General features: G+C 74.1%; 18 protein-coding genes and 1 tRNA gene. 13 read left to right on the forward strand and 6 right to left on the reverse strand.

Annotated elements, in window-relative coordinates; genetic code table 11:
• Positions 1-42: 42 nt before the first annotated feature.
• Both lysS and MNZ27_RS05550 read right to left on the reverse strand, forming a co-directional pair.
• On the reverse strand, positions 43-1,173 hold the full coding sequence (lysS, locus tag MNZ27_RS05545; RefSeq protein WP_242393044.1) for a homocitrate synthase: 1,131 nt from the start codon (positions 1,171-1,173) through the stop codon (positions 43-45).
• Positions 1,170-5,828: a GNAT family N-acetyltransferase gene (locus MNZ27_RS05550; protein ID WP_242393045.1), complete on the reverse strand. Its 4,659-nt coding sequence runs from the start codon at positions 5,826-5,828 to the stop codon at positions 1,170-1,172. The genes lysS and MNZ27_RS05550 overlap by 4 nt, the downstream gene beginning before the upstream one ends.
• A 294-nt stretch (positions 5,829-6,122) precedes the next feature.
• Here MNZ27_RS05550 and MNZ27_RS05555 point away from each other — a divergent pair, with 294 nt between their 5' ends.
• The 7 genes from MNZ27_RS05555 to MNZ27_RS05585 all read left to right on the forward strand — a co-directional run bounded on the left by MNZ27_RS05555 (position 6,123) and on the right by MNZ27_RS05585 (position 13,900).
• The gene (locus MNZ27_RS05555; RefSeq protein WP_242393046.1) at positions 6,123-6,599 is read left to right on the forward strand and encodes an RpiB/LacA/LacB family sugar-phosphate isomerase; all 477 of its coding nucleotides are present in this window, start codon (positions 6,123-6,125) and stop codon (positions 6,597-6,599) included.
• 81 nt (positions 6,600-6,680) lie between these two features.
• Entirely contained in the window at positions 6,681-7,670 is a 990-nt protein-coding gene (gene gnd, locus MNZ27_RS05560) for a phosphogluconate dehydrogenase (NAD(+)-dependent, decarboxylating) (RefSeq protein WP_242393047.1), read from the forward strand.
• Entirely contained in the window at positions 7,667-9,178 is a 1,512-nt protein-coding gene (gene zwf, locus MNZ27_RS05565) for a glucose-6-phosphate dehydrogenase (protein ID WP_242393048.1), read from the forward strand. Before gnd ends, zwf begins: the two co-directional genes overlap by 4 nt.
• Positions 9,175-9,903: a 6-phosphogluconolactonase gene (gene pgl / locus MNZ27_RS05570; protein ID WP_242393049.1), complete on the forward strand. Its 729-nt coding sequence runs from the start codon at positions 9,175-9,177 to the stop codon at positions 9,901-9,903. The genes zwf and pgl overlap by 4 nt, the downstream gene beginning before the upstream one ends.
• 81 nt (positions 9,904-9,984) lie before the next feature.
• Positions 9,985-11,283, forward strand: a complete 1,299-nt coding sequence (locus MNZ27_RS05575) for a cation:proton antiporter (RefSeq protein WP_242393050.1) — start codon at positions 9,985-9,987, stop codon at positions 11,281-11,283.
• 248 nt (positions 11,284-11,531) lie between these two features.
• The gene (locus MNZ27_RS05580) at positions 11,532-11,876 is read left to right on the forward strand and encodes a helix-turn-helix transcriptional regulator (RefSeq protein ID WP_242393051.1); all 345 of its coding nucleotides are present in this window, start codon (positions 11,532-11,534) and stop codon (positions 11,874-11,876) included.
• A gap of 233 nt (positions 11,877-12,109) precedes the next feature.
• Entirely contained in the window at positions 12,110-13,900 is a 1,791-nt protein-coding gene (locus MNZ27_RS05585; protein WP_242393052.1) for a glycoside hydrolase family 15 protein, read from the forward strand.
• A 12-nt stretch (positions 13,901-13,912) separates the two neighbouring features.
• On the opposite strand, the gene MNZ27_RS05590 is transcribed toward MNZ27_RS05585, so the two are convergent.
• Positions 13,913-15,799 carry a chloride channel protein gene (locus MNZ27_RS05590; RefSeq protein WP_242393053.1) on the reverse strand — a complete coding sequence of 629 codons (1,887 nt, stop codon included), beginning with the start codon at positions 15,797-15,799 and terminating at the stop codon, positions 13,913-13,915.
• 192 nt (positions 15,800-15,991) lie between these two features.
• Between MNZ27_RS05590 and MNZ27_RS05595 the strand changes: the two genes are divergently transcribed.
• Both MNZ27_RS05595 and MNZ27_RS05600 read left to right on the forward strand, forming a co-directional pair.
• Positions 15,992-17,329 carry a sensor histidine kinase gene (locus MNZ27_RS05595; RefSeq protein ID WP_242393054.1) on the forward strand — a complete coding sequence of 446 codons (1,338 nt, stop codon included), beginning with the start codon at positions 15,992-15,994 and terminating at the stop codon, positions 17,327-17,329.
• 163 nt (positions 17,330-17,492) lie between these two features.
• Positions 17,493-20,225: an ATP-binding protein gene (locus MNZ27_RS05600; protein ID WP_242393055.1), complete on the forward strand. Its 2,733-nt coding sequence runs from the start codon at positions 17,493-17,495 to the stop codon at positions 20,223-20,225.
• 90 nt (positions 20,226-20,315) lie between these two features.
• On the opposite strand, the gene MNZ27_RS05605 is transcribed toward MNZ27_RS05600, so the two are convergent.
• Entirely contained in the window at positions 20,316-21,032 is a 717-nt protein-coding gene (locus MNZ27_RS05605; protein ID WP_242393056.1) for an alanyl-tRNA editing protein, read from the reverse strand.
• A gap of 352 nt (positions 21,033-21,384) precedes the next feature.
• Positions 21,385-23,181, reverse strand: coding sequence for a tannase/feruloyl esterase family alpha/beta hydrolase (locus MNZ27_RS05610; protein WP_242393057.1), 1,797 nt, complete (start codon positions 23,179-23,181; stop codon positions 21,385-21,387).
• A 258-nt stretch (positions 23,182-23,439) separates the two neighbouring features.
• Here MNZ27_RS05610 and MNZ27_RS05615 point away from each other — a divergent pair, with 258 nt between their 5' ends.
• On the forward strand, positions 23,440-23,799 hold the full coding sequence (locus MNZ27_RS05615; protein ID WP_242393058.1) for a VOC family protein: 360 nt from the start codon (positions 23,440-23,442) through the stop codon (positions 23,797-23,799).
• Positions 23,800-23,886: 87 nt separating this feature from the next.
• Here MNZ27_RS05615 and MNZ27_RS05620 read toward each other — a convergent pair whose 3' ends face one another.
• The gene (locus MNZ27_RS05620) at positions 23,887-24,357 is read right to left on the reverse strand and encodes a hypothetical protein (RefSeq protein ID WP_242393059.1); all 471 of its coding nucleotides are present in this window, start codon (positions 24,355-24,357) and stop codon (positions 23,887-23,889) included.
• Here MNZ27_RS05620 and MNZ27_RS05625 point away from each other — a divergent pair.
• The 3 genes from MNZ27_RS05625 (at position 24,356) to MNZ27_RS05635 (ending at position 26,014) form a co-directional block, all read left to right on the forward strand.
• Complete coding sequence (locus tag MNZ27_RS05625) at positions 24,356-25,255, forward strand: transposase (protein ID WP_242393060.1); 900 nt, start codon at positions 24,356-24,358, stop codon at positions 25,253-25,255. The two genes, MNZ27_RS05620 and MNZ27_RS05625, sit on opposite strands and share 2 nt — an antisense overlap.
• 348 nt (positions 25,256-25,603) lie before the next feature.
• Positions 25,604-25,677, forward strand: a tRNA-Arg gene (locus tag MNZ27_RS05630).
• Positions 25,678-25,711: 34 nt separating this feature from the next.
• Entirely contained in the window at positions 25,712-26,014 is a 303-nt protein-coding gene (locus MNZ27_RS05635; RefSeq protein WP_242393061.1) for a hypothetical protein, read from the forward strand.
• Positions 26,015-26,159: the final 145 nt, after the last annotated feature.

Consider the following 26,159-nt stretch of genomic DNA (forward strand, 5'->3'; position numbering starts at 1 on the left):
CGGGGCGCCACCCGCGCGGTGAGGGCGTCGAGCGCGGCGCCGTCAGGCGGTCACCCAGTCCCGGAGCACCTCGTCGATCTGCTCCTCCGAGAGCTCCCCGGCGTCGGCGAGCTCCTTGATGCGGCGGGTGATCGCCTTGAGCTCGGACTCGCCGAAGGTGATCCCCATCTCCCGCGCCCGGTACGCGATGGCGTGCCGCCCGGTCAGGCGGCTGCCGATGATCAGCCGCCGGGTGAGGCCGAAGGCCTCCGGCGGGATGATCTCGTAGGAGCCCGGGTTGCTCATCATGGCCTTGAGGTGCATCCCGGCCTTGTGCGAGTAGGCGGTCTCGCCGGTCACGTAGTTGTTGAACGGGATGTCCACCCCGGTGACGCGGGCGACCAGGCGCTCGAGCTCGCGGAGCTGGCCGAGCCGGTAGCGCTCGGCGACCGCCTGCGGCTCGAGGGAGAACATCCGCGCGACGAAGCCGCCGACGGGGGTGATCCCGACCCGCTCGCCGATGCCCAGGACCGAGACGTCCACGTGGGTCGCGCCGGCGCTGATGGCCTCGTAGGCGTTGGCGATGGCGCAGCCGGTGTCGTTGTGGCCGTGGAAGCCGATGTCGCAGCGCACCGCGTGCCGGATCTCGCGGACGAGGACGAACACCTGGCGCGGGGTGGCGATGCCCACCGTGTCCGCGATCCCGACGCGGTGCACGCCGAGCGCGTCCGCGGCCCTGTAGACGGCGAGCAGGTCGGCCACCTCGCTCCGGAACGCGTCCTCGGCGGAGAAGCGCACCTCGACGCCAGCCCGGAGGGCGAGCTCGATGGGCGGCCCCATCGCGTCGATGATCTGCTGGGTGGACTTGCCGTGCGACGACTCGCGGAGGATGCGGCTCGTCGCGAAGAGGAGGCCGATCCCCCGCACGCCGGTGTCGAGGGCGGCCTTCACGTCGTCGAGCACGCAGCGCGAGTGGGTGATGACGCGGGCGCCGAGCCCGAGCTTCACGAGCAGCGTCGCGTCGCGCTGCGACTGCGGGGACGCCGCCGGGCTCGTCACCTCGACGTACTCGACGCCGAACGTGTCGAGCGCGCGGGCGATCTCGAGCTTGTCCTCGGTGCGGAACGAGGCCTTCGCGAACTGCTCGCCCTCGCGCAGGGTCGTGTCGATGAGCTTCCAGGTGGGCGGGGTCATGGGTTCCAGAGCGGGAAGGCGTCTGCCTCGAGGTCGCGGACGAGCCCGCCGGAGGTGGGGTCCGTCCGGAAGCCGAAGCGCCGGAGGTACTCGGGCTGGAAGTAGCCGGTCTCGAGGCGCCGCACGCCGCGGGCCTTGAGCCGGCGCACGAACTCGCGGACCAGGCCGTCGGAGACGCCCTGGCCGCGGAGCTTGCGCCCGACCACGAGCTTCTCCATGTGCACGCGATCGGGCGACACCTGCCTGTAGAAGAGACCGCCGATGACCGTCTCCCGGGAATCGAGGCAGAGCAGGAACTCGTGCTCCGCGGTGAACGTCACCTGCAGGTTGGACTCGTGGAACATGTGCAGGAGACGTGCCACCTCGCGCGGCGAGACCGGGCCGCGGACGGTGAAGCGGTTGCCGGCCTCGTCGGCGAGCGCGACGACGACCTCGGTGACGTAGTGCCCGCCGGACGGCATCGAGATGAGCGCCACCTGGTCCGTGGGGGCGAGGTACCGGTAGGTCATCCGGGCGAGGAAGTAGTCCTCCTCCGCGGTCGGGCGCACGGCGGCGCGCACCGCGGCCACCTGCTCCTCGAGGTCGATCCCGCCCGCGGGGAGGACGCGCGCGCGCTTCATGATCCGGTCGAGCGCGGCGCCGAGCTCGGGGCGGGCCTCGTCGAACACGGTCCGCCGGAAGAAGCGGAGGCGCGTGTCCGGCCAGGTGGTCTCCAGCTCGCTCAGCCGGTAGGTGCCCCACAGCTCGCCGAGCATCTTGCCCTTCGCCTCGACCGTCGCGGCGGGGTTCACCTCGAGCCAGCGCCGGAAGCGCCGGACGGCGAACCAGACCCGCTGCGGCGTGAACCCGCCCGCGCGCAGCCGCTCGAGGAAGGTCTCGACGGCGAGGGCGCGCCTGGAGGTCGCCGAGACCTCCTCGAGGAGCTCGAGCCCGCGCTCCGGCCCGAGCGCCTCCAGCACCGCCGCGAGCTCGAGCGCGTCGTCGATCTCGCCGCGGAGCTCCGGGCGCATGCCCTCGATCCGGCGGACGAACGCGTCGTGGAAGCGGTCCAGCAGCTCGTCGAAGGACGGGCAGGCGGAGCGATCCGAGATCGAGACGAGGCGCGCGCCGGTCTGGTAGTCGTGCGACGGCACGATGAACGCGGCCGGGGACGGCTCGCGCAGCGCCAGCCGCCGGCCGCCGCGATCCCAGAACCGGACGTGCCCCTCGAGCGCGGTCCAGACGAGGAACGGCCAGAGGAGCTTCAGCCGCTTCGCCTCGCCGAGCCGGACGAGCCGCGCGACCTGCCGCTCCACGTCCTCGCCCGGGATGAACTCCTCGGTGAAGATCCCCCACTCGGGGAAGTAGCCGGCGAACTGCTCGACGAGGGGCGGGGGCGCGCCGGCGGCGAGGAGCCAGGTCACCTCCTGGCGCAGCTCGGCGAACGTCATGTCCTCGGCGACGTTGATGGCGACGTCGAAGACCTCGCGCGCGCGGGTGTGGATCGAGAGCCGGTAGACGGCCTTCCCGTGCTGGCGGCCGAGGAGCGAGACGGTGGCGCCGCCCGGCGGGATGTCGGCGAGGGAGAGCAGCACGCCGCGGCCGAGGAGGAACACCGAGCCCCGGACGATCGTGGTGTCCTCGAGCGCCTGGAGCAGGAGGGTGCGCCCCTCGGGCGGAACGGAGTCCTCGAAGACGAGGACGTCGCGCCAGCCGTACTCGGCCTCGGTCTGCGGGTCGATCGCGAGGCGGAGGTTCGGGCCGACCCAGTTGGAGAAGCCGCGGCGGAGCCGGTCGTGCTCCTCGGCCGCGCGGGCGGCGATCTCGGCGTCGTCGTGGAGCGTGAGCCGCGCGAGGGGGATGCGGACCGGCGCGTAGTAGACGGGGTGGGCGATCGCCGTCGCGGTGAGGAGCCGCATCGTCGCGACGAGGAGGTGGCGGTCCGAGGCGTCGGCGGGCGGCGCGTTGGCCCGATCCGACGAGAGGTGACCGAGCAGCACCTGCACCTGCGCGTCGGAGAGCCCGCGCTCGCCGAGGTCGGCGAGGTCCTCGTCGCGGAGGGCCATCGTGCCCATCCGGTCCACGAACAGGCGCAGGGTCGCGAGCGTCTCGCCGGGCTCCTCGTTGGGCAGGAGGACGCGGAAGGCCCGGCGGCGGACGTCCTCGTCGGGCGCGTCGGCCGCCCGGCGGAGCAGGGCGCGGCACAGCGCGACGTGCTCCGGCTGCGCGGCGGCGAGGCCGATGTGGAGGTGGCTGATGGCGCGGCGCGCCTCGGGGCGCTCCGCGCGCAGCAGCTCGCCGGCGGCGTGGATCGAGAGGAAGTCCACCTCGGTCCGGTCCACCGTCTCGAGCAGCGCCTTGAGCCGTTCGGGCGGAGGCGGGAGCCAGAGGCGCGGGTCGAGCCGGAGGTCTCCGCCGCTCTTGCGGCGCCGGCCGACGAGGGACAGGAACGCCTCGTCGCCGAGGAAGCGCCGGAGGGGCTCGTTGCCGAGCCAGAGCGCCGGCCGCGCGAGCAGCGCGCCGAGATCGACGACCGCCCCCTCCGACGTGTAGGCGAGGTCGCCGATGACCAGCGCGCCCGGCGCGGCGGGATCCTCGCGGACCGCGAGGGCGCGCTCGCCGGCCCGCAGCACGCCCCCGGCGAGCGAGATCTCGTGCTGCAGCACGCCCATCTCGCGGAAGACCCAGTTCGGGATGCGCAGGAAGCCGCCGTCCACCGGGAGGGCGAGGTGCTTCTGCTCGTACATCCGCTCGACGAGGTCCTTCCAGTTCTTCGCGATCTCCTCGCGTCGGAAGCTCGCCTTGTGCGTCAGCTCGCCGTGCTCGAGGTCGAGCGCGCGGGGCAGCACCTGGAACGCCACGACGCGCTCGAACGGGGCGAGGAAGCGGTTCGCGCTCGCGACCAGGGACGAGAGCAGCTCCCGGAGCTCCTCGGGCGTGCGCCCCTTCACCGCGGCGGACGCCTGGTTCGGCCAGACGAGGAGGGTGTTGTACTCACGGTGATCACCCACCAGGAACGCCTGCGAGACGGCCTCGAAGTCGCGGAAGAGGTTCTCGACCCGCTGCGGGGCGACCGTCTGCCCCTGCCGGTTCTTGTAGATCTCCTTCTTGCGCCCGGTGATCCGGTAGTGGCCGTCGGGATCGAGCGACACGAGGTCGCCGGTGTGGAACCAGCCGTCCCGGTGCGCCGCGTCCTCCTCCGGCGAGGCCTGGAGGTAGCCGGGCGAGACGTAGGGGCCGCGGATCAGCAGCTCGCCGTCCTCGGCGCGCTGGCAGGTGACGCCGGGGAGCGGCTTGCCGATGGAGCCGTCCAGGTACTCGCCGGGCGGCGTCATCGTGATGCCGCCCGTCGCCTCGGTCATGCCGTAGCCGGAGCAGAGCTCCGTGCCGGCGTGGTGGAAGGCGTGGAAGACGGCCGGGTCGAGGAAGCCGGCGGCCGACAGGCCGTACCGGAGCCGGCCGCCGGTGATGACGCGCAGGTGCGCCGCGAGGTCGTCGGGGTCGTCCGAGGCGGCCTCCCAGATCGCCGCCTCGTGCAGCTCCATCCACTTCTTCGGGACGGAGATGAACACGGTCGGCTTCACCCGCTTGAAGTCCTCGAGGAGCGAGGCCTGCGCGGTGGACCGCGCGAACACGTAGGTCGCGCCCCACCACAGCGTCCCGGTCAGCTCGAGCCAGCGCCCGAACGTGTGGTAGAGCGGCAGGTAGCACAGGAAGACGTCGCCCTCGCCGACCTCGGGGAGCGCGAAGCCCCGGGCGACCCGCTTCGAGACGATGTTCTCGTGGGTGAAGACGATGCCCTTCGGCTTGCCGGTGGTGCCCGACGTGTACATGACCGTCGCGACGTCGGACGATCGCACCGCCGCGGCCCGCGCCTCGCGCGCCGCGTCGTCGAAGTCGGCGCCCTGGCCGACCATCTGGTCGAGCGAGAGCAGCCCGTTGCGCTCCGCGGCGGCGCGGGAGAACACCACGATCTCGCGGAGCTCCGGCAGCGCCGGGAGCGACGGCAGCACCTTCGCGATCTGCTCCTCGTCCGAGGCGAGCAGCACGTGGGCCCCGGAGTGCTTCAGCATGAAGACGATCTGCTCCCCCACGGCGTTCGCCGGGAGCGGGAAGTCCACGATGCCGTTCGAGAGGCAGGCGAGGTCGCAGAGCGCCGCCTCCAGGCAGTTCTCCGAGAGGATCGCGACCTTGGCGTCCGGGGCGCCGTCCACCAGCGCGAGGACGCCGCGCGCGATGGCCCGGGTCCGGCGCGCGAGATCCGCGACCGAGAGCTCGGGCGCGTCCTGGCCGAGGACGCGCACCGCGACGACCCGCGGGTCCGTCTCCTCCCGGGACCGGAGCACGTCGCCCAGGGTGTAGTCGGCGCGCGCGACCGCGGGGAGCAGCAGCCGCAGCCAGGGCTCCGCGTCGTCGCGGCCGAGCAGCGAGGTGAAGGACCGCCGGCGGACACCGTCGAGGAGCCCGAACAGCGCCCGGCGAGCCGCGGGACGCTCGGGGCCGTCGAGCCGCGCGAGCAGGAGCTCGACGAGCGGCGTCACCGCCGCGAGATCATCCGGCCGGATGGCGGCCAGCGCGGTGCGCGTCAGGTCCAGCGTCCGGCGGTCGGGGACGGAGCCCTCGGCCCACGAGGCGGCGAGGCGCGGGAACGGGGACTCCTGCTTGACCTGGAACATGTGATTGCGGAGCAAACCACGGATGCACGGCCCTGTCGACGCGGGCGCGGGGCGCCGCCGGCTGCCGACCGGCGACCGTACGCCCTGCGGCCCTCGCGGCTCGGGAACACCGGCCGGTCCCCCCGCATTCGCACCCCGCCCCACAGGGCAGGCAGGGCCGCGGGCCTGGTCGCTCGGCGCCCCCGTCGGGGACCGCGCCGGCGCGGTCCGGCGCGCGCGGCGCGAGCTCCTTACCTGATCGGCGGCATCGGGACGCCGGAGGAGGATCGGAGGGAGAGGGAGGAGGCGGGAGGGATGCGCGTCGCGCTCGCCGCGGACCACGCGGGGTACTCGCTCAAGCAGGCCCTCCTCGGCGCCCTGCGCGCGCGCGGCTACGACGTGCTCGACCTGGGCGCGCACGACGCCGCGCCGAGCGACTACTCGGACTACGCCGTGGCGGTGGCCCGGGCGCTCGCGGCGGGCGACGCGGAGCGCGCCGTCGTCGTGTGCGGCTCCGGCGTGGGGGTCGCCGCCGCGGCGAACAAGCTGCCCGGCGTGATCGCGGGGACGTGCCACGACACCTACTCGGCGCATCAGGGGGTGGAGCACGACGCGATGAACGTGCTCGCCCTCGGCGCGCGCGTGGTCGGCGAGGCCCTCGCGCTCGAGCTCGCGCTGGCGTTCCTCGGGGCCCGGTTCGACGGCGCGCCGCGCCACCTCCGGCGCGTCGAGAAGCTCCGGGCGCTCGAGGCCGGCTGGGCACCGCCTGCGGGTGCGCGGCGGGAGCGCTGACGATGCGATGGGCGGGGCCCAGGCGACGGACACGTCGCGCGCTCGACGCGAGCGCGGAGCGGTGAGGGGAGGGCAGCGCGGATGGAGCTCGGGATGATCGGGCTGGGGCGGATGGGCGGGAACATGGCGCGGCGGCTCGTCCTGGCCGGGCACCGGGTGGTCGGGTGGGCGCGCCACGAGGAGGACGTCCGGGCGGCCGCCGCGGAAGGGGTGATCGGCGCCCCGTCGCTCGAGGGCGTCGTCGCCGCGCTCGCCCCGCCGCGGGCGATCTGGGTGATGGTGCCCGCCGGGGCTGCGACGGAGGAGGTCGTGCGGAGCCTCGGCGAGCGGCTCGCGCCGGGCGACGTGGTGATCGACGGCGGCAACTCCTTCTACAAGGACGACGTGCGACGGGCGAGGCTCCTCGCCGCGCGCGGCGTCCGCGCCCTCGACGCGGGCACGAGCGGGGGCGTGTGGGGGCGCGAGCGCGGGTACTGCCTGATGATCGGCGGGGACCGCAGCGCCTTCGAGCGGGTCGAGCCGCTCCTCCGGGCGCTCGCCCCCGGGCGTGCCGCCGCTCCGCCCACGCCCGGCCGGACCCGGGCCGGGACCGCCGAGGACGGCTACCTGTACTGCGGCCCGCACGGCGCCGGGCACTTCGTGAAGATGATCCACAACGGGATCGAGTACGGGCTCATGCAGGCGTACGCCGAGGGGTTCGACGTGCTCCGCGGCGCGGCCGGCCCGGGGGTGCCGGAGGAGCTCCGCTACGAGCTCGACCTGCCGGAGATCGCCGAGCTCTGGCGGCGGGGGAGCGTGGTCGCCTCCTGGCTCCTCGATCTCTCGGCGGCCGGGCTCGCCGGCGACCCTGGGCTCGAGGGCTTCACCGGGGCGGTGGCGGACTCCGGCGAGGGGCGCTGGACGGTCGAGGCCGCCGTCGAGGAAGGGGTCGCCGCGAACGTCCTCGCCGCCGCGCTCTTCGCCCGGTTCCGCTCGCGCCAGGCGGGGACATTCGGCGAGAAGCTCCTCTCCGCGATGCGCCGCGAGTTCGGCGGTCACGCCGAGGCGACGCGCGGCGGAGGCGCCCCGTGAGCGCGGGCTCGCCGGAGCGCCCCGGGGATCCGTGCGTCTTCGTGGTGCTCGGCGCCCTGGGGGACCTCGCGCGGCGCAAGCTCGTCGTGTCGCTCTACAACCTCCGGGCGAACGGGCTGCTCCCCAGGGACTTCGCGATCGTCGGCGTGGCGCGTCGGGAGCTCGACGACGCCGCGTACCGGGAGTGGGTGACCCGCTCGCTCCGCGAGTTCGCGACCCGTCCGGTGGACGACGCGGTTTGGGGGGAGTACGCGGAGCGGATCCACTATGTGCGGGGCGACTTCGAGGATCCCGAGACCTACCGCCGGGTCGGGCAGGCCCTCGCCCACGCCCGGGCCGACCACGGCACCGCCGGGAACGCGCTCTTCTACCTCGCCGCGCCCCCCAGCGAGTTCGGCGCCATCGTGCGCGGGCTCGCCGCGGGGGAGCTCATGCGGGAGGACGAGGGCTGGCGGCGGGTGGTGATCGAGAAGCCGTTCGGGCGCGACCTCGACTCGGCCCGGGCGCTGAACCGGGAGCTCGGGTCGATGCTCCGGGAGGCGCAGGTCTACCGGATCGACCACTACCTCGGGAAGGAGACCGTCCAGAACATCCTGGTGTTCCGGTTCGCGAACGGCATCTTCGAGCCGATCTGGAACCGGCGCTACGTGGATCACGTGCAGATCACGGTGGCGGAGGAGCTCGGCGTCGAGGGGCGCGGCGCCTACTACGAGAGCGCCGGCGCGCTCCGCGACATCGTGCAGAACCACATCTTCCAGCTCCTCACGATGGTCGCGATGGAGCCGCCCTCGACGCTCGCCGCGGAGGCGGTCCGGAACGAGAAGGTGAAGGTCCTCGACGCGATCCGGCCGATGTCCCCGGAGCAGGTCCTCGTGGACGCGGTCCGCGGCCAGTACGCCGGGGGGCTCGTGGGCGGCGAGCGGGTCCCGGGCTACCGCGAGGAGCCCGACGTGTCCCCGACCTCGCAGGTCGAGACCTACGCGGCGGCGCGGCTGTTCGTCGAGAACTGGCGCTGGGCGGGGGTGCCCTTCTTCGTCCGGGCGGGGAAGCGGCTCGCCCGGCGCGACACCCAGATCACGATCCACTTCCGGCGGCCGCCGCTGCTCCTCTTCCAGGAGGCGGGGATCGAGAGCATCGACCCGAACCGGCTCGACATCCTCATCCAGCCGGAAGAGGCGATCTGCATCTCGATGAGGGCGAAGCGGCCGGGGGCGGGGATCCGGCTCGAGCCGGTGAAGCTCCACTTCTCCTACCAGCAGTTCGGGGGCGTGCCCGCCTCGACGGGCTACGAGCGGCTCCTCCACGACGTGATGATCGGCGACAGCACGCTCTTCCACCGCGCCGACATGGTGGAGTCGAGCTGGCGGATCGTGACGCCCATCCTCGACGTGTGGGCGACCCTGCCGGCGCGCGACTTCCCGAACTACGCCGCCGGGACCTGGGGCCCGGCCGCGGCCCAGGAGCTGCTCGCGCGCGACGGGCGGCGCTGGGTGGATCCGGAGGGTTGACCATCCCGGGCGGGCTGCTGATCGTGCAGGATCCGGCGGCGCTCGCGCGGGCGGCGGCGGACGAGGTCGCCCGCCGGGCGACGGAGGCGGTGGCCGCGCGCGGCGCCTTCGCGCTCGCGCTCGCGGGCGGCGCGACCCCGCGCGCCCTGTACGCGCTCCTCGCGGACCCCGCCGCGCCGTACCGGGCGCGCGTGCCGTGGGACCGGGTGCACGTCTGGTTCGGCGACGAGCGCAACGTCCCGCCCGATCACCCGGAGTCGAACTACCGGATGGCGCGCGAGGCGCTCCTCGATCGCGTCGCCGCCGCCTCGGTGCACCGGATCGAGGGCGAGCGCCCCGCCGGAGAGGCCGCGGACCGGTACGAGGCGGAGCTCCGGAGCCACCTCGCGGGCGGCGCGGGGCCGCCGGTGCTCGACCTCGTCCTCCTCGGCCTCGGGACGGACGGCCACACCGCGTCGCTGTTCCCCGGCAGCCCCGCCCTCGAGGAGCGGGTGCGCTGGGTGGCGGCGCCGTTCGTGCCGCGGCTGGGCGCGCACCGGATCACGGTCACCTTCCCCGTCCTCGACGCCGCGCGCGCCGTCCTCTTCCTCGTGGCGGGCGCGGCCAAGGCCGCCCCGCTGCGCGCGTTGCTCGCGCCAGATCCGGCGGAGCCCGTCCCCGCGGCGCGGGTCCGGGCCGGTGTCCGGCTCGTGCTCGCGGATCGCGCCGCCGCGGGCATCCGCTGAAGCGCCTCTCGACGGGCTCGCCGGAGCTCCGCGGCGGGTAGTCCACCCACCGCCGGCCGTAGCCCGTAATATCGCGCCCCGATGCGACGCCTCCTCGCCCTCGCCGCCGGAGTCCTGCTCGCCGCCCCCACCCTCGCCGCGGAGGGGGGCGTTCACGTCGACCCCATCGGGACGGTCGCGCTCGAGCTGGCGGTCATCCTCGTGGCGGCGAAGCTCGGCGGCGAGGTCGCGAGCCGCGCGGGGCAGCCGGCGGTCCTCGGCGAGCTGCTCGCGGGGGTGGTGCTCGGCAACCTGGACCTCCTCGGGTTCCGGGCGGTCGCGGCGATCCCCGCCGACCCCGCGGTGGACGTCCTCGCCAGCCTCGGCGTGATCGTCCTGCTCTTCGAGGTGGGGCTCGAGTCCACGGTGGCCGAGATGTTGCGGGTCGGGCTCTCCTCGCTGCTCGTGGCGGTCATCGGCGTGGCGGTGCCGTTCCTCCTGGGGTGGGGCGTCGGGGCGCTGCTCTTGCCCGAGGCGAGCCCGTACGTGCACGCGTTCCTCGGCGCGACGCTCTCCGCGACCAGCGTCGGGATCACCGCGCGCGTGCTCCAGGACCTCGGCCGCTCGCGGTCGGCCGAGGCGCGCGTCATCCTCGGCGCCGCCGTCATCGACGACGTGCTCGGGCTCGTCGTCCTCGCCGTGGTGAGCGGCGCCGTCGCGGCGGCGGACGCCGGGCGGGCGATGTCCGCCGGGGCGATCGCGGCGATCGTCGCGAAGGCGGGGGCGTTCCTCGTCGGCGCGCTGGTCCTGGGCGTGAGGTTCTCTCCGCGCCTCTTCCACCTCGCCTCGCGCCTCCACACCCGCGGCGTGCTCCTGGCGCTCGGCCTCGCCTCCTGCTTCGCGCTGAGCTGGCTCTCGGGCGCCATCGGCCTGGCGCCCATCGTGGGCGCCTTCGCCGCCGGGCTCGTCCTCGAGGAGCTGCACTACCGCGACTTCGTGAGCCGGGGCGAGCACGGCCTCGAGGAGCTGATCCAGCCCATCGCGGGGTTCCTCGTGCCCGTGTTCTTCGTGGTGATGGGGATGCGGACCGACCTGCGCGCGTTCGGGGACGTGCGCGCGCTCGGGCTCGCCGCGGCGCTCACGGCCGCGGCGATCGTCGGCAAGCAGGCGTGCGCGCTCGGCGTGCTCGGGCGCGGCGTCGACCGGATCGCCGTCGGGATCGGGATGATCCCGCGGGGCGAGGTCGGCCTGATCTTCGCGAACGTGGGGCTCTCGCTTCACCTCGGGGGGCAGCCGGTCCTCGGGGCCGACGCGTACTCGGCGATCGTCATCGTCGTGATCCTCACGACGGTCGTCACGCCTCCGGCGCTCCGGTGGAGCCTCGGACGGCTCGCGCGGTGACGCCGAGGCTCGTCGCGACGCGCTGCTCGTGAGGTCGCGCCACTCGGGCGCGCGCCGTCGAACCCGGCGATCCTCGCTGCGCAACCTGCCTCGTTGGGGAGGCCCCGAATGGCCACAACGAATGGCTGCCAGGGGGTAGCGCACGGACGGGACGTGCCTAACGTGGGTCGGACGGTGGACGGCCGGCAGAGCAGGGCCGCTCTCGCGGACCGCCAAGCCGCTCGAAAAGAGAAAGGAAACGCAGCGCCATGCCCCATATCGAGATCGAGATCCTCGCCCCCTTCGCGGCAAAGTTCATGGAGGGCACCAACCTGACGCCCGCCGAGCGTGCCGAGGTCCTCCGGCTCGCGCAGGGCTTCGCCTGCAAGGACTCCGCCGCTGCGGCCAACGTCTCCCCCGAGACCATCCGGGCGCGCCGGAAGCGGATCTATCGGAAGCTGGACGTGCCGGGCTCCGGCGAGCTGATCTCCCAGCTCCTCGGGATGTCGCTCAAGATGCTCGCGAGCGGCGAGAAGCTCGAGGTGCGGCCGCCGGTCGCTGCTCCGCCGCCGTCAGCCGAGGCGACGACGCCGATCAGCGCCGTGGCGCGCTAGTCGACCCCCCTCTCCACCGACACGTTCCGTGCAGGGTCGCGCAGCCGGGCGACCCTCGCACGCGAGCGATGTGCGCGGCCGACCGCGATCGGCCGCGAGGCGCCGCGGAGGCGCGAGCTCGCGACGGGCGCCGCTCGCGGCCTGACTGCGATCGGGCGATCCGCGGATCGAGCGGTCGCCGGATGGCCGGGCCGGGGAGCGCCGTAGGGTCGTGCCCCGCGTGAGACGACGGCATGGCGCTGCCCCTCGAAGACTACGCGATGCTCGGCGACACCCACACCGCGGCCCTGGTCGGCCGCGACGGGTCGATCGACTGGCTGTGCCTGCCCCGCTTCGACTCCGACGCGTGCTTCGCGGCGCTGCTCGGGACGCCGCGCCACGGGCGGTGGCTGCTCGCGCCGGCGGAGCGGCCGAGCCTGACCGTCCGCGCCTACCGCCCCCGGACGCTCGTGCTGGACACCGAGCACCAGGTGCCGGGCGGTGTGCTCCGGGTGACCGACTGCATGCCGCCGCGGCGGCAAGACCCGGACCTCGTCCGCGTCGTGACCGCCGTGCGCGGCCGCGTGGCGGTCCGGATGGAGCTCGCGCCGCGGTTCGGGTACGGGTCGGGCGCGCCGTGGGTCCGGCAGCGGCACGGCGGGGCCTCGCTCGTCGCCGGGCCGGACGCGCTGCGGCTCTGGACGGACGTCCCGCTCCGGATCGAGCGGGACCGCGTCCGGGCGGAGCTGGAGCTGGACGAGGGGCGCTCGGCCTCGTTCCGCCTGGCCTGGCACCGGTCCTTCGATCCGGCCCCGCCGCACGAGGACGTGGCGGCGGAGATCGCGGGGACCGAGCGGTACTGGCGGGCTTGGGGCGACCGCTGCCGGGCCAAGGGGCCCTGGCAGGAGGCGAGGATGTCGTCGCTCCTGGTGCTGAAGGCCCTCACGTTCGCGCCGAGCGGCGGGATCGTCGCGGCGCCGACGACCTCGCTGCCGGAGCGGCTCGGCGGGGTGCGGAACTGGGACTACCGCTACTGCTGGGTCCGGGACGCGACCTTCACGCTGCTCGCGCTGATCGACGCGGGCTACACCGAGGAGGCGGCGGCGTGGCGCGACTGGCTGCTGCGGGCCACCGCGGGGGATCCGGCGGAGCTCCAGGTGCTGTACGGCCCCGCCGGGGAGCGGCGGCTCCTGGAGCAGGAGCTGCCGTGGCTCCCGGGGTACGAGGGCTCGAGGCCGGTCCGGATGGGGAACGGCGCCTCCACCCAGTTCCAGCTCGACGTCATCGGGGAGCTGACCGACTGCCTGCACCAGGCGCGCGCGGCGGGGCTCCCCGAGGACCCGCAGGCCTGGGATCTCCAGCGCACGCTCCTCGATCACCTGGAGGGCGCGTGGCGGGACCCGGACGAGGGGATCTGGGAGGTCCGCGGCGGCCGGCGCCCGTTCACGCACTCGAAGGTCATGGCCTGGGCGGCGTTCGACCGGGCGGTGCGGACCGTGGAGCGGCTCGGCACGCACGGGCCCGTCGAGCGCTGGCGCAGGCTGCGCGACGAGATCCACGCGGAGGTCTGCGCGCGCGCGTTCGATCCCGAGCGGAACGCGTTCGTGCAGTCGTACGGGAGCGACGCGCTGGACGCGAGCCTGCTCCGGATCCCGCTCGTCGGGTTCCTGCCGGCCACGGACCCGCGCGTGCTCGGCACCATCGACGCGGTGAGGCGCGAGCTCGAGGAGGGCGGCCTCGTCCGGCGGTACCGCAACGACGGCGAGGTGGACGGGCTGCCGAAGGGAGAGGGCGTGTTCCTGCCGTGCTCGTTCTGGCTCGTGGACGCGCTCGTCCTCGCCGGTCGCCGCGCGGAGGCGCAGGCGCTCTTCGAGCGGCTGCTCGCGCTCCGGAACGACGTGGGCCTGCTCTCGGAGGAGTACGACGTCGCCCGCGGGCGGCTGGTCGGGAACTTCCCCCAGGCGTTCTCGCACGTCGCCCTCGCGAACAGCGCGCGGAACCTCGGCGGGCCGGAGGGGCCGGCCGATCGCCGGCGCGGCCGTTGACGCACGGGCGGGTCAGCTCCGCGGGCTCTCGACCGGGCGCGCCGACTCGACGAGGGCGTGCCGGAGCTCGAGATCGCCGATCCAGCCGATCACCGCGCCTTCGCGCGTCACCGGGATCTGCGAGACGCCGCGCGCCTCGAGGGCGGCCGCCACGTCGGCCCAGCTCGCCTCCGCGTCCACCGCGACGAAGGGCACGGCGGCGTCGCGGGCCCGGAGCCACCCGCGGTCGGCGGGGGGCACCTCCGCCACCGCGGAGAGCTCGAGCAGGCCGCGCCACCCAGCCGCGCCCCGCACCACCACCACGCGCTGCCGGACCGCCGATCGCGCCGCCAGGGCGACGCTCGAGAGGGGCGCGCGCTCGTCCACCGGCGCGAGCTCGGGCGGGACGAGCAGCTCCGGCACGCCGCGGGCGGCGAGCGCCCCGAGGAGCTCCCCGTCCGCCGCCTCGCGGTGCGCCGGCGAGGCCGACCGGACGGGCGGCTGGGCGGGGTAGAGGGTCGTCCGGCGGAGGCCGACGTAGGCGATGCCGATGGCGAGCATCATCGGCACGAGCAGGTCGTAGCTCCCGGCCAGCTCCGCCACCAGCACGAGCGCGGAGAGCGGCGCGTGGGCGAGGCCGCCGTAGAACGTCCCCATGCCGACCAGGGCGAAGGCGGCGGGATCGATGCCTGGATCCCCGAGCGCCGCGCGCGCGGCGTGGCCGAAGGCGGCCCCGAGGAGCCCGCCGATCACGAGCGACGGGGCGAAGTCGCCCGCGGCGGCGCCGGAGCCGATGGTGAGCGCCGAGGCGACCGCCTTCGCGGCGGCCACGAGGACGAGGACGCCCACCGCGGTCCAGCCGGGGGCGAGCCAGGTGGCGCCGCTCATCGCGGTCTGCAGCACACCGTAGCCGCCGCCGAACACGCCGAAGCCCGCGGCGTCCGTCCCGTGGCGCGCCCGCATCCAGAGGAGGAGCGCGGTGCCGAGGAGGCCCATCGAGAGCCCGCCCAGCGCGGGGCGCGCCCAGACCGGGACCGGGAGCCGCCGCGCCACCCGCTGGACCCCACGGAGCAGGCGGACGAAGGCTGCGCCCGCGAGGGCGATGGCGAGGGCGAGCAGCGCGTACAGCGGCAGCTGGGCGGGGCGAAAGGGGAACCGCGGGACCCCGCCGAAGACGGTGGTCTCGCCGAAGAGCGTGATGACCACGGAGTAGGCGACCACGCTGGCGAAGATCGAGGGGATCAGCGCCTCGGCCTCGAAGTCGTCGCGGTAGAGCATCTCCGTCGCGAGGAGCGCCGCGCCGAGCGGGGTGCGGAACACCGCCGCGATCCCGGCGGCGATCCCGGCGACGAGCATGATGCGGCGCTCGGCCCGGCTCGCCGGCAGAAGCCGGGCCACGGCGGCGCCGATGCCGGCGCCGATCTGCATCGTCGGCCCCTCGCGCCCGCCCGAGCCTCCGGTGGAGAGCGCGAGGATCGCCGCGAGCCCCTTCACCGGCACCACGCGGGCCCGCACCAGCCCGCCGTGGTGGTACGCCTCGACGGCGGCGTCGCCGCCGCCGCCGCTCGCCTCCGGCGCGAGCCAGGTGGTCAGGACGCCGCTCGCGAGCCCGCCGAGCGCTGGGAGGAGCGCGAGCAGCCACGGGCGCAGCGCGGCGGGCGCCTCCCCGCGGATCACCGCCTCGCCCTGCGCGCGGAGCACCCCGAAGCCCGCGAGCCGCTCGAGCAGGAGGTGCTGCGCCACCTCGAGGCCCGAGAAGAAGGCGGCCCCGAGGAGGCCCGCGATGAGCCCGACCAGGGTGGCCTGGAGCAGGGTGCGCCCGACGATCCTGAGATCCACCGGCGCGTCGCCCGCGAAGGGGTTGAGCGCGCGCAGGGCCCGCGTGGGCGGGAGCGGCAGGTTGTTCACCGCGCAATCCATGCACCGGCCGGGCCCGCGGTGTAAAGGGCGAGGAGTCCGCGCCGGCGCGCTCGCGCGAGCGGGATGGCGGGCGGCCGGGCGGCGCCGTGCGCGGCGGCGCAGCCCTCGCGCGCGAGCATGGCCGGGGGGTTCCCGTCCGGTGCGCCCGCGTCGACGCTCCGGCGCGTACACTCCGGCGCGGAGATCGGGGGGATGGTGGCGCGTGCACCGAGCCAGCGGTCGCTGCGGCTCTGGATGGGCCTCGCCTTCGCGGCGGTCGCCGCCGCGCTCGGCGCGGTGAACGTCATCCTGGCGCTGTCGCTCCTCCCCGAGGTGCGGCGCGCCCAGAACCTCTCCGGCAACCAGGCCCGGTCGGTGGAGCTCCTGGCGGCGATGCGCGGTCGGCTCTCCGAGATGCGCGCCTCGATCGCGATCGCGCACGCCCGCACCGCCTGGCAGTCGCAGCGCACCGCCGCGGCCGGGAGCCGGGTGTCGTGGGCGCTCGGCTCGATCCGGGAGCTCCGGGGCGAGATCGATCCGCTGCTGGCCGGGCAGCCGGAGGCCTCGCTCTGGGCGGCCATCGCGGACGAGCGCCTCCCGGTGGTGATCCGCGCGGCGGAGGGCGCGCTCGAGCAGCTGCGCCGCTCGCCGCAGGAGGACGACGCGATCGTGTCCTTCCTCATCGAGGCCGAGGAGGCGGACCGGGCGATCGAGCGGCTCGAGGACATCAAGGCGCGCCAGGCGACCCGCGCGGCGGCGCAGATCGGGACCGCGCTCCGGAAGTTCACGCTCGGCGCCGCGCTGCTCGCGGTGCTCGGGATCGGCGCCGCCCTCGGGATGTTCGTGATCGCCCACGTCGCGCTCCAGCGATGGGCCGTCACCGTCGAGGAGCGGGCGAACGAGCTCGAGGCGTTCGCCTCGCGGGTCGCCCACGACCTCCGGACGCCGCTCCAGACGGTGCTCCTCGCCTTCGCGAGCATCGGGCGGATCGCGCCGGAGGCCCAGCCGGCCTGCGACAAGGGACGCCGCAGCGTCGAGCGGCTGCAGGAGCTCATCGACGATCTCCTCGAGTTCTCGCGCGCGGGGGCGGCCCCGGAGGAGGGCGCGTCGGCGTCGCTGGAGACGGTGCTCGAGGACCTGCGCGAGGAGCTCGAGCCCGGCGCCCGGGCGGCGGGCGGCTCGCTGCGGATCACCGCCGAGCCGGGGCTGGCCGTCGCCGCCAGCCGGGGGGCGCTCCGCGCCATCGCCGGGAACCTCGTCGAGAACGCGCTCAAGCACGGCGCGGGGATCGGGGCGCCGGAGGTGGAGGTCGAGGCGCGGCGGGAGGACGCCTCGGTGCGCCTCGAGGTGCGCGACCGCGGTCCCGGCATCTCGCCCGAGGCGCTCGCGCACGTGTTCGAGCCGTTCTATCGCGCGACCCGCGCGCCCGGCGGGTTCGGGATCGGCCTCGCCACGGTGCGACGCCTGGTGGATGCGCATGGCGGCGAGGTCCGCGTCGCGAGCTCGCCCGGCCACGGGACGACGTTCGTGGTGCTCCTGCCGGTCCCTTGATCGCGGCGGCGGGGTGCCGACCGTGAGTGTGGATCCGTCGAGGCGGTGACGATGAAGGTGGAGGTGCGCCCGTCGCGCGGCCGGTGCTCGCATCCGGAATTTGCGGTACGCTGCTCGCGGGCGCGCGATCCCGCACGAGATCGCGACGGGAGGTGAACGGGGGGTGAGGGCTTCGGTTCCGACGTGGTCGGGGACGGCGGTCCGACGAGCGCTCGTCGCGGGCGTGCTCGCGCTCGATCTCCTCGCCTTCACGATGGCGGGGGTGGCGCTGAGCCGGAGCTGGTCGCACTACCGCGAGCGCGCCGTCGTCACCACGCAGAGCCTCAGCGCCGCCCTCGAGCAGTACCTCGAGGGCATGCTGGACAAGGTCGACCTCGGCCTGCTCACGGTGGTGGACGAGCACGAGCGCGCCGCGGCCGCCGGTCGTCTGGACGGCCCGCGGTTCGACGAGTTCATCGCGAGCCAGCGGCGCCGGCTGCCCGAGATCGACGCCCTCCGGGCGGTGGGCGCCGACGGCTACATCGAGCACGGCGACGGCATCGCGCCGGGGAAGCGGGTGTACGTCGGCGACCGCTCGTACTTCATCCGGCTGCGGGACGCCCGCGGCGCGGGCCTGGTGATCTCCGACCCCGTGGTGGGGCGCGTGAGCGGGGTCCAGGAGATCATCGTCGCGCGCCGCCTCCGGCACCCGGACGGCTCGTTCGCCGGGGCGGCCTGCGCGACGATCCCGCTCGCGGTGATCGCCCGCACGTTCTCGACGTTCGACGTCGGCCGCCGCGGGGTCGTCGTTCTCCGGAACGACCGCCTCGCCCTCCTCGTCCGCCAGGAGGCCGACGGAGTTCGCCCCGCCGTCGGAGCTCGCCCCGCCGTCGGAGACCGCACGGTCTCGCCCGAGCTCCGCGCGCTCGTCGCGGAGGGCCGCACGCACGGGACGTACGTCGGGGTCGCCGTGGACGGCGTCGAGCGCACGTTCACCTTTCGCAAGGTCTCCCGGTACCCGCTGTACGTCCTGGTCGGGGTCGGCCTCGACGGCTACCTCGACGAGTGGCAAGGAGAGGCGATCCTCGCCGTCGCGTTCGCCGTGCTCTTCGCCGTCCTCACCGCCCTCGGCGCCGGCTTCGTCTACCGCTCGTGGCACCGCCGCGAGGTGGCCGTCGAGGCGCTCACGGAGGAGGAGACGAAGTTCCGGCTGGTCTCCGAGAGCGCCACCGATCTCATCTGGATCGTCGACGCCGAGGTGCGGATCACGTACATGAGCCCGGCGGTGGAGCCGCTCCTCGGCTACCCCGCCGCGGAGGCGATCGCCCTCCCGCCCGCGGCGCTCTTCACGCCCGCGTACCGGGACACCATCGACCGGCTGGCGCGCGAAGCGCGCGCGGCGCCGCCGTTCGCTCAGCCCTTCAGGGGCGCGCTCATCGAGCAGGAGCTCATCCGCAAGGACGGGAAGATCGTCCACGCCGAGGCACACCTCAACCTGCTGTGGACCCCCGACGGGCGGATCGCCGGCGCGATCGGGATCTCGCGAGACGTCACGGAGCGCCGGGAGATGCAGGCGCGGGTCCGGGTCGCCGAGCGGATGGCGACGGTGGGCACGCTCGCGGCCGGCGTCGCGCACGAGGTGAACAACCCGCTCACGTACGTCCTGAGCAACGTGGGGTACGCGCTCGAGCAGCTCAGGGCGACGGAGGCGGAGTGGACCGCGCGGCCCGGCTGCGCGCCGCTCCAGGAGGCGGAGGAGGCGCTCTCGGAGGCCCTCGACGGCGCGGACCGGGTGCGCCACATCGTGAGCGACCTGAAGACGTTCTCGCGCACGGACGGCGAGCGCACGGTGGATCTCGAGGTGAACCCGCTGGTCGAGCGGTGCCTCAAGATGATCGCCAACGTGACCTCCGCCCGCGCCCGCGTCGTGCGCCGCCTCGGCGACGTCCCGCGGGTTCGCGCCTGCGAGTCGCGGCTCGCGCAGGTCGTGCTGAACCTGCTCGTCAACGCGGCGCACGCGATCCCGGAGGGGCGGGCGTCCGAGGCGGAGATCACGGTGACCACCTCGGTGGCCGACGACGGCCGCGTCGTGATCGCGGTGGGCGACTCCGGCCAGGGGATCTCCCCGGACGTGCTGCCGCGGATCTTCGACCCGTTCTTCACGACGAAGCCGGTCGGGGAGGGGACCGGGCTCGGGCTCGCGATCTGCCACGGCATCGTGGAGGCGCTCGGCGGCGAGATCGGGGTCGAGACGGAGGTCGGCCGGGGGAGCGTGTTCCGCGTGCTGCTGCCGGCCGCCGGGCACGGCGGCGCACGGCGCGCGCCGCGCGTCGAGGTGCGCCGGGTGGAGCTCCCCGCGTCGCCGCGCCGACGCGTGCTGGTCCTCGACGACGATCCGCTCGTGGCGCGGGCGGTGGCTCGCATGATCGGCGAGGGGTACATGGTGGACGTCGTGACGGACGCCGCGCCGGCGCTCGCGCGGATAGAGGCCGGCGAGCGATGGGACGTCGTCCTCTGCGACCTGATGATGCCCGGCACGAGCGGCATGGACCTGCACGCGCGTGTCGAGGCGCTCGACGCCGCCCTCGCGGCGCGGATGGTCTTCATGACCGGCGGCGCCTTCACCGCTCGTGCCGAGGAGTTCCTCGCCCGCGTGCCGAACGCGCGCCTCGAGAAGCCGATCGACCGGGGGGCGCTGAGCCGGGTGCTCGCCGCGCCGACGCTCACGCCCGCGCCGACGTTCACGCCCGCGCCGACGCTGATGCCCGCGCCGACGCTCACGCCCGCGCCGACGCTCACGCCCGCGCCGACGCTGACGCCAGCGCCGACGTTCACGCCCACGGCTGGGGCTGCGGTTGCGCCTGCGCCATCGCCGGACGTGCCGGAGCCGGTCGCGGGGGGGCGCGCGGGCGGGTGATCGCGCTCGCGGCGTTCGCGAGCCGGATACCGAGAGGTGTCGGGGGCCGCGGAGGGCCTCGTGACGCTCGATGGCGAGCGGGTGGCGCGGTCAGCGGCCCGCCGCCCCGTGATACAGCTCCAGGGGAAGCGCCGGGTGGGTCGTCTCGACGTAGATCCGCTCGACGTGCCGCCCGGTGCTCTTTCGCTTGATCCGGATCGGACCGATCCACCCGGTCGAGAGCGCGTGGGTGCCACCGCACGGGATCGTCACGTCCTGGCAGCGCCAGTACCAGGCCTCCGGCTCGTCCGGGTGGGGGAAGACGTCTATCGGGGCGTCGCGTTCGACGATCTCGGTGACGAAGGCGGCGATCGACTCGAGCTCGGACGCCGAGAAGCGCTGGTCGGCCACGAAATCGAGCCGCGCGGAGTCCGTCGAGATGTGACACCCGCAGATGCTGCGGGAGAAGCCTGGCCGGACGCGCTCGATGCCCATCAGCACGAGGTGCAGGGCGGAGTGGTTCACGGTGAGCCTCGCGCGCCGCTCGACGTCGATTTGCATGCGCACCCGCATGCCGGGCGCGAGCCCTCCCAGCAGCTCCTTGGGAACGACGTGGTACACGGGCGTGTCCACCTGGACGTTCGGGAAGTCCTTCAGGAACACCACGCGGCCGAGTCCCTTCCGAGTGTCCGCGAAGGGGATCTGCGTGATCCCGGACTCGGCCTGCACCAGGATCGTGCCGCGATCTCCGTCCTGCCCACCGCCCTCCGGGAACGCCACCGTCTGGTCGCAAGCGATCCCGGAGTGCTCGTCGACGTCGATGATCACGCCGTCGCATTCGCTGAGAAACGGGTCGCGGTGGTACAGCTTTGTCGTAGGAGCCAGCACGCGCCTTCCTCTCCGGCCTGGAGCGCCGGTCACCTGGATGCGTCTCGTGGTTCGACGAGGAGGAGTGGCGTCGGATCCGGATCCTCGTCGTGGGGCCGCCAGGTGCGCCGCGTTCCCCAGGACAGTTGGCGATCCTGTTCGAAGGTGGCGCCCCGCGAACAGATGCAGGACTGGTGAGATGCGACCTGCACAGTGCAGCCGGGGACGAGGCCGGCGCGGCGTCGAGGGCTCGCGCACGCCGACGGAGCGGCCTCGCAGCCGTTCCACACCCGTGCGTGCGCGGCGCTTCCGGTCAGTGCATCGGCGCGTCCAGCCCGGCGGCGGCGCCGTTCGGGCCCACCAGCAACAGATCCCGGTTCGGCGCGCAAGACCAGGCCTCGGCGCTGTTCACGTCGCCCCGCCCCGGGTGGCGGGCCTGCGTCGGGAAGCTGCAGAGCGGCATCGTGCGCAGCGCTCGCTTCGAGCGGTCGTCCTGCGCGTACTTCGTCGCGACGATCCCCTCGGGGGCGACCCCATCCTCGACCCAGCGCTCCAGCGCGCCGAGCGCGTCGAAGGTGTTCGGGCCCGGGCCCCCGTCGCAGTGGTACATGCCCGGCACCATGAACAGCCGTGCGCTCCGCTTCAGGGCGTCGTAACCGCCGACCAGCTTCGCCCAGTCCTCGTAGAAGCGGATCGTCCGGAAGGGGTTGACGAAGCCGTCGCTGTACCCGTGGTACATGATCAGCTTGCGCTTCGACGCGAGGAAGGGCGCGAGCGCCCGCGGGTCGTCACCGGACGCCTCGTCCGTCTGCGCGACGAGCCGCCCCAGGGTGTCGTCGCTCACGATCCCGCGGTGATCCACCGCCGGGACTCGATTGTTGTCGAAGCTCGGGTCGAGGTAGACGAGGTACTTGAAGGCCTGATCGTACGACGACCACGCCGGCGGCTGCGCGGCGAGCGACCTCCCCCAGGGCTCCGGCGCCGCCCGCTTGCGCGGCGGGCCCGCGCCCTCCACCCACGCGTAGAGGTTGGCGCCCGGCGCGCTCGCGTCGTAGAGGTCGCTCACCGAGAACCCGAAGCTCGCCACGCGTCCCTGCTCGTCCTTCTTGGCGGAGAGCCAGGCGGTGAGGGTGTCCACCTGGCCCTGCGTCAGGCAGCGGCCCGGGCGGCCTCCCTTGCAGATCAGCGACCGCGGCTCGAAGGAGCACCGGCCGGGGTTCTGGATCAGGCCGTCCTCCACGCCGTCGAGGGCGTCGCAGCTCGCGCGGACGGTGTCGTTCACGAGCGCCAGCAGCGCCGGCGGGATGAAGGCGCCGGCCTTCAGCACGGGGAGCGCGGCGCCGCCGGCCAGGATCTGACCGGGGACGTCGAAGAACGGATCGCCGACGACGTAGCCGTCGAAGTCGGTCGGGTAGCGCGTCGCCTCGACCATGCCCTCGCGGCCGCCGTTCGAGCACCCGAAGAAGTACGAATGCGCGATCTCGCCCGAGTACCAGCGCTGCACGAGCAGCTTGCTGGCTTCGGTCACCGTGTGCACCGCGCGGTGGAAGTAGTCGATGCGCGCGTCGGTGTTCGGCACCCCGGGCGAGGTGATCGCCCAGCTCGCGTCGAAGGGATGAGTCACCGGGCGGTTGGCGTGGCCGTCGTCGGTGGCCGCGATCGCGTAGCCCTTCGCGAGGGCGTCGGCGGGGAAGCCGCCGCCGCGCGGATCGTCCGGCCGGCTCTGGAACACCGAGCCGCACAGCCCGCCGCAGCCGGTGAACAGGAAGCGGCCGCTCCAGGTGAGGGGCAGGGCCACGCCGAAGTTGGCGGTCTTCCCCGTGCTCGGGTTGGTGACCACGGACCCGGTCACCAGGCAGTAGGAGGGCGTTCGCCCCGTCGCGTCGATCGCTCTCGCGCCGGTCGGCACGGCGGGCAGGGCGGGGTTGAGGTCGTCGATCCGCCCGATCGTCATCCCGGGCGGAGCCGCCGCCTGCGCCGCCTCCGCGGTGCAGGGCGTAGCGGCGGCCAACCCCGTCGCGGGGACGACGAGCGTCGCGAGCGCGCAGACGGCGGCCAAGAGCCAGCACGCGCCGCTGGAGACCGGGTGCGGCTTGCGAGCGACATTCATTGCCCGTCCTCCTGGCCGTCGATGCCTCGGCCGGTCGTCGGTCAGCGTAGCCCCGGGCCTCGCGCGCGTCGGCGCTCGCAGCGAGCCCCTCCTTCCGCCCTTCCGCCCGACCGAGAGAAGTTTCGGGGGCCGCCCGGAGGGCGTTGCTCCCGGGGCGGAACTCCATGGGGCGGAACTCCACGGGGCGGGGCTCCCGACCGACCGTGTTGCGGCCCAACTCTCCCGCTACGGAGAGACGCAACTCGGAAGGAGACCCCGATGGCGAACCCATTCGTGCATGTCGAGCTGAACACGACCGACGTCGCCAAGGCCAAGGCGTTCTATGGAAAGCTGTTCGACTGGAAGCTGGAGGAGGTCCCGATGGGGCCCGGCGCCACCTACACCATGATCCAGGTCGGCGAGGGCACGGGCGGCGGGCTCTTGAAGCAGCCCGTGCCGGGAGCGCCCTCGTCATGGCTCGCGTACGTGCTGGTGGACGACATCCGCGCCGCGACCGAGAAGGCGAGGGTCCTCGGCGGGACGGTCGTGAAGGACGTCACGGAGGTGCCCGGGGCCGGATGGTTCAGCGTGATCGTGGATCCGACCGGCGCCGCGCTGGGACTGTGGAAGTCGAGGTAGGTCGGCACGGGCCGACCTCGTCCTGCGGGTCGCTGGACGACCTGCCGACGGGCGCGATCGAACTCGCGGCGGGCCCTCGAAGGGCGTCTACGCGGTGCGCGGCCTGGCCCTGCGGATCTGGGTGCGGATCTTCTTCAGCCTCCCACGCGCCACGGCGAGCGCGTCGTCCGCCGTGCCGATCGCGTCATCCGCCGCGGCGCTGACGGTCTTGGTCGCCAGCTTCACGAGCGAGCGTCCCGCGTCCTGAAGCGTGCGCCCCAACTCCGCCAGATCCTGCGCCATCCGTTCAGGCTTCTGCGACTTCTGAGCTCGGATCGCCATCTGTTCGGCCCTCCGCGCGGCATCGTACAGCGCCGCCTCCGACGCGGGCCCGGTGCGCTGGGGCGCCACGATCGGCGGCGCCCATCCCCCCATCCCCGACCGAGAGCCCAGCCCATCCCCGACCGAGAGAAGTTTTCCCGGACCGATCGTCCGCGGCGCGGACGGCGGCCTGGTGGCGAAGGCCTGAATTTTCAGCGATTCCTCGCCGGCACGTCGGTTGCCCTGCACGTCGGACATGACCGCACCGCGTCAGATCATCGAGGGCAGCACCTATCTCGTCACGCGCCGCTGCTCGGAGCGCCGCTTCTTCCTCCGGCCCTCGAAGGCCACGGACGCGATCTTCCGGTACGTCCTCGCGGTCGCGGCGAACCGGTATGGGATCCAGGTGCACGCGTACTGCGTGCTCTCGAACCACTTCCACCTGGTCGTGACGGACCCGCACGCCCGACTCCCCGAGTTCCACCGCTACCTCGACGGCCTCGTCGCCCGGGCGACGAACTGCTCCCTGGGCCGGTGGGACGGCTTCTGGGAGCGCGACAGCTACAGCGCGGTGAAGCTCGAGACGGACGACGCGGTCATCGAGAAGATGGTCTACGTCCTCGCCAATCCCGTCGCCGCTGGACTGGTTCGGCGCGGTAAGGAGTGGCCGGGGCTCTGGTCCGATCCGGGCCTGATCGGCGGAGAGGCCATCGTCGCGGAGCGGCCGACGGAGTTCTTCCGCAAGATGGGCCGGATGCCGGCCTCGGCGAGCCTTCGGCTTTGCAGGCCTGCCGGCTTCGAGTCGGACGCCACCTTCGCCGCGCGCCTTCGCAAGGCGCTGCGCGACGCCGAGGACCGTGCCGCGTCGGAGCTCGAAAAGGGAGGCCGGTCCTTTCTCGGCGTGGCCCGCGTCCTCGCGCAGAAGCCTCGTGCGCACCCCGCGCCCACGGAGCCGCGGCGTGGCCTCGATCCCCGCGTCGCGTGCAGGAACAGGTGGAAGCGGATCGAGGCGCTGCAGCGGTTGAAGGAGTTCGGCGCCTCGTACCGTGAGGCGCTCGAGTCCTGGAGAGCCGGCGCCCGCGACGTCCTCTTCCCGCCGGGTACCTGGTTGATGCGGGTCCTGCACGCCGCGACGTGCGGCGAGGCATGCGGCTAGCCGGATTGCACCGCGACGCGAAGCAGGCCGGAACGGCGCTCCCAGGAGACGCCGAGGGCGCGCGCATGCCATCGGAGCGGCCCACGCACGCCGAGAAAGCCTCTACGGTCTCGTGGTCACCGTCCGGACCTGCTTCCCGGGCGTGCGTCGGGGACTCTCGCCTCAACCGCTCGATCAGGCTGCCCGATCCTGCCCTGGCGCTGCGCGGTCACTCGCCCGCTTCATGAATTACTCTCGGTCGGGCGCTCGCATGAATTACTCTCGGTCGGGCGCTCGCCTGACCGGGGGCGGCGCACGCGCCTTCCCACACGGGCCGCGCCTCGTGGTAGGGAAGGGCTGCAGCAGCCTGGCCCCGTAGCTCAGGTGGATAGAGCGGCGGTTTCCTAAACCGTAGGCCGTGGGTTCGAGTCCCGCCGGGGCCACTTCGTCACTGCACACGCGGGGGCAGGGGAGAGGATGATCCAGAAGCTCTCGACGATCGCCCCTGGCCGGCTCTCCGTCCTGGTCGAGGAGGGGCTGCGCGGCCACCACCTGCTCTTCGACTTCGAGGAGATTCGCGCGGCCTTCGCGACGCCGGACGAGCCGGTGACGGCGGACGAGGCGGATCTCGTCGGCGAGGCGCTCCTCGTCATCTGCCGCGAACCGCTCGCGACGGCGCGCGCCACCGTCGAGGCGCTCCCGCGCGACGCCCGCGTCGCGCTCATCCGCCTGTACTTCCGCCTGCTCGATCGCGCCGGCGGCGAGGACGTGAGGCACTAGTGGCGCGCGTGAGAGAAGGTGTACCGATGATGCGCGCGCCACGCGGGTGGGGGTTCGGGGGAGGCGGCGCCCCGCCTCCCCCGGTAGGGCCCCGCGGGGAGGGCCCAGGTCTTGCCGCTTCCTGCAAGCCCTGGAGCCTTCCCCG

Source organism: Anaeromyxobacter oryzisoli (assembly GCF_022690765.1).
Lineage (GTDB): Bacteria > Myxococcota > Myxococcia > Myxococcales > Anaeromyxobacteraceae > Anaeromyxobacter > Anaeromyxobacter oryzisoli.

What these genes read in the sequence shown, in the direction of transcription:
- lysS (WP_242393044.1), bottom strand. Translation starts at nt 1,173, where the DNA reads ATGACCCCGCCCACCTGGAAGCTCATCGACACGACCCTGCGCGAGGGC.
- MNZ27_RS05550 (WP_242393045.1), bottom strand. Translation starts at nt 5,828, where the DNA reads ATGTTCCAGGTCAAGCAGGAGTCCCCGTTCCCGCGCCTCGCCGCCTCG.
- MNZ27_RS05555 (WP_242393046.1), top strand. Translation starts at nt 6,123, where the DNA reads ATGCGCGTCGCGCTCGCCGCGGACCACGCGGGGTACTCGCTCAAGCAG.
- gnd (WP_242393047.1), top strand. Translation starts at nt 6,681, where the DNA reads ATGGAGCTCGGGATGATCGGGCTGGGGCGGATGGGCGGGAACATGGCG.
- MNZ27_RS05575 (WP_242393050.1), top strand. Translation starts at nt 9,985, where the DNA reads ATGCGACGCCTCCTCGCCCTCGCCGCCGGAGTCCTGCTCGCCGCCCCC.
- MNZ27_RS05580 (WP_242393051.1), top strand. Translation starts at nt 11,532, where the DNA reads ATGCCCCATATCGAGATCGAGATCCTCGCCCCCTTCGCGGCAAAGTTC.
- MNZ27_RS05585 (WP_242393052.1), top strand. Translation starts at nt 12,110, where the DNA reads ATGGCGCTGCCCCTCGAAGACTACGCGATGCTCGGCGACACCCACACC.
- MNZ27_RS05590 (WP_242393053.1), bottom strand. Translation starts at nt 15,799, where the DNA reads ATGGATTGCGCGGTGAACAACCTGCCGCTCCCGCCCACGCGGGCCCTG.
- MNZ27_RS05595 (WP_242393054.1), top strand. Translation starts at nt 15,992, where the DNA reads ATGGTGGCGCGTGCACCGAGCCAGCGGTCGCTGCGGCTCTGGATGGGC.
- MNZ27_RS05610 (WP_242393057.1), bottom strand. Translation starts at nt 23,181, where the DNA reads ATGAATGTCGCTCGCAAGCCGCACCCGGTCTCCAGCGGCGCGTGCTGG.
- MNZ27_RS05615 (WP_242393058.1), top strand. Translation starts at nt 23,440, where the DNA reads ATGGCGAACCCATTCGTGCATGTCGAGCTGAACACGACCGACGTCGCC.
- MNZ27_RS05625 (WP_242393060.1), top strand. Translation starts at nt 24,356, where the DNA reads ATGACCGCACCGCGTCAGATCATCGAGGGCAGCACCTATCTCGTCACG.
- MNZ27_RS05620 (WP_242393059.1), bottom strand. Translation starts at nt 24,357, where the DNA reads ATGTCCGACGTGCAGGGCAACCGACGTGCCGGCGAGGAATCGCTGAAA.
- MNZ27_RS05635 (WP_242393061.1), top strand. Translation starts at nt 25,712, where the DNA reads ATGATCCAGAAGCTCTCGACGATCGCCCCTGGCCGGCTCTCCGTCCTG.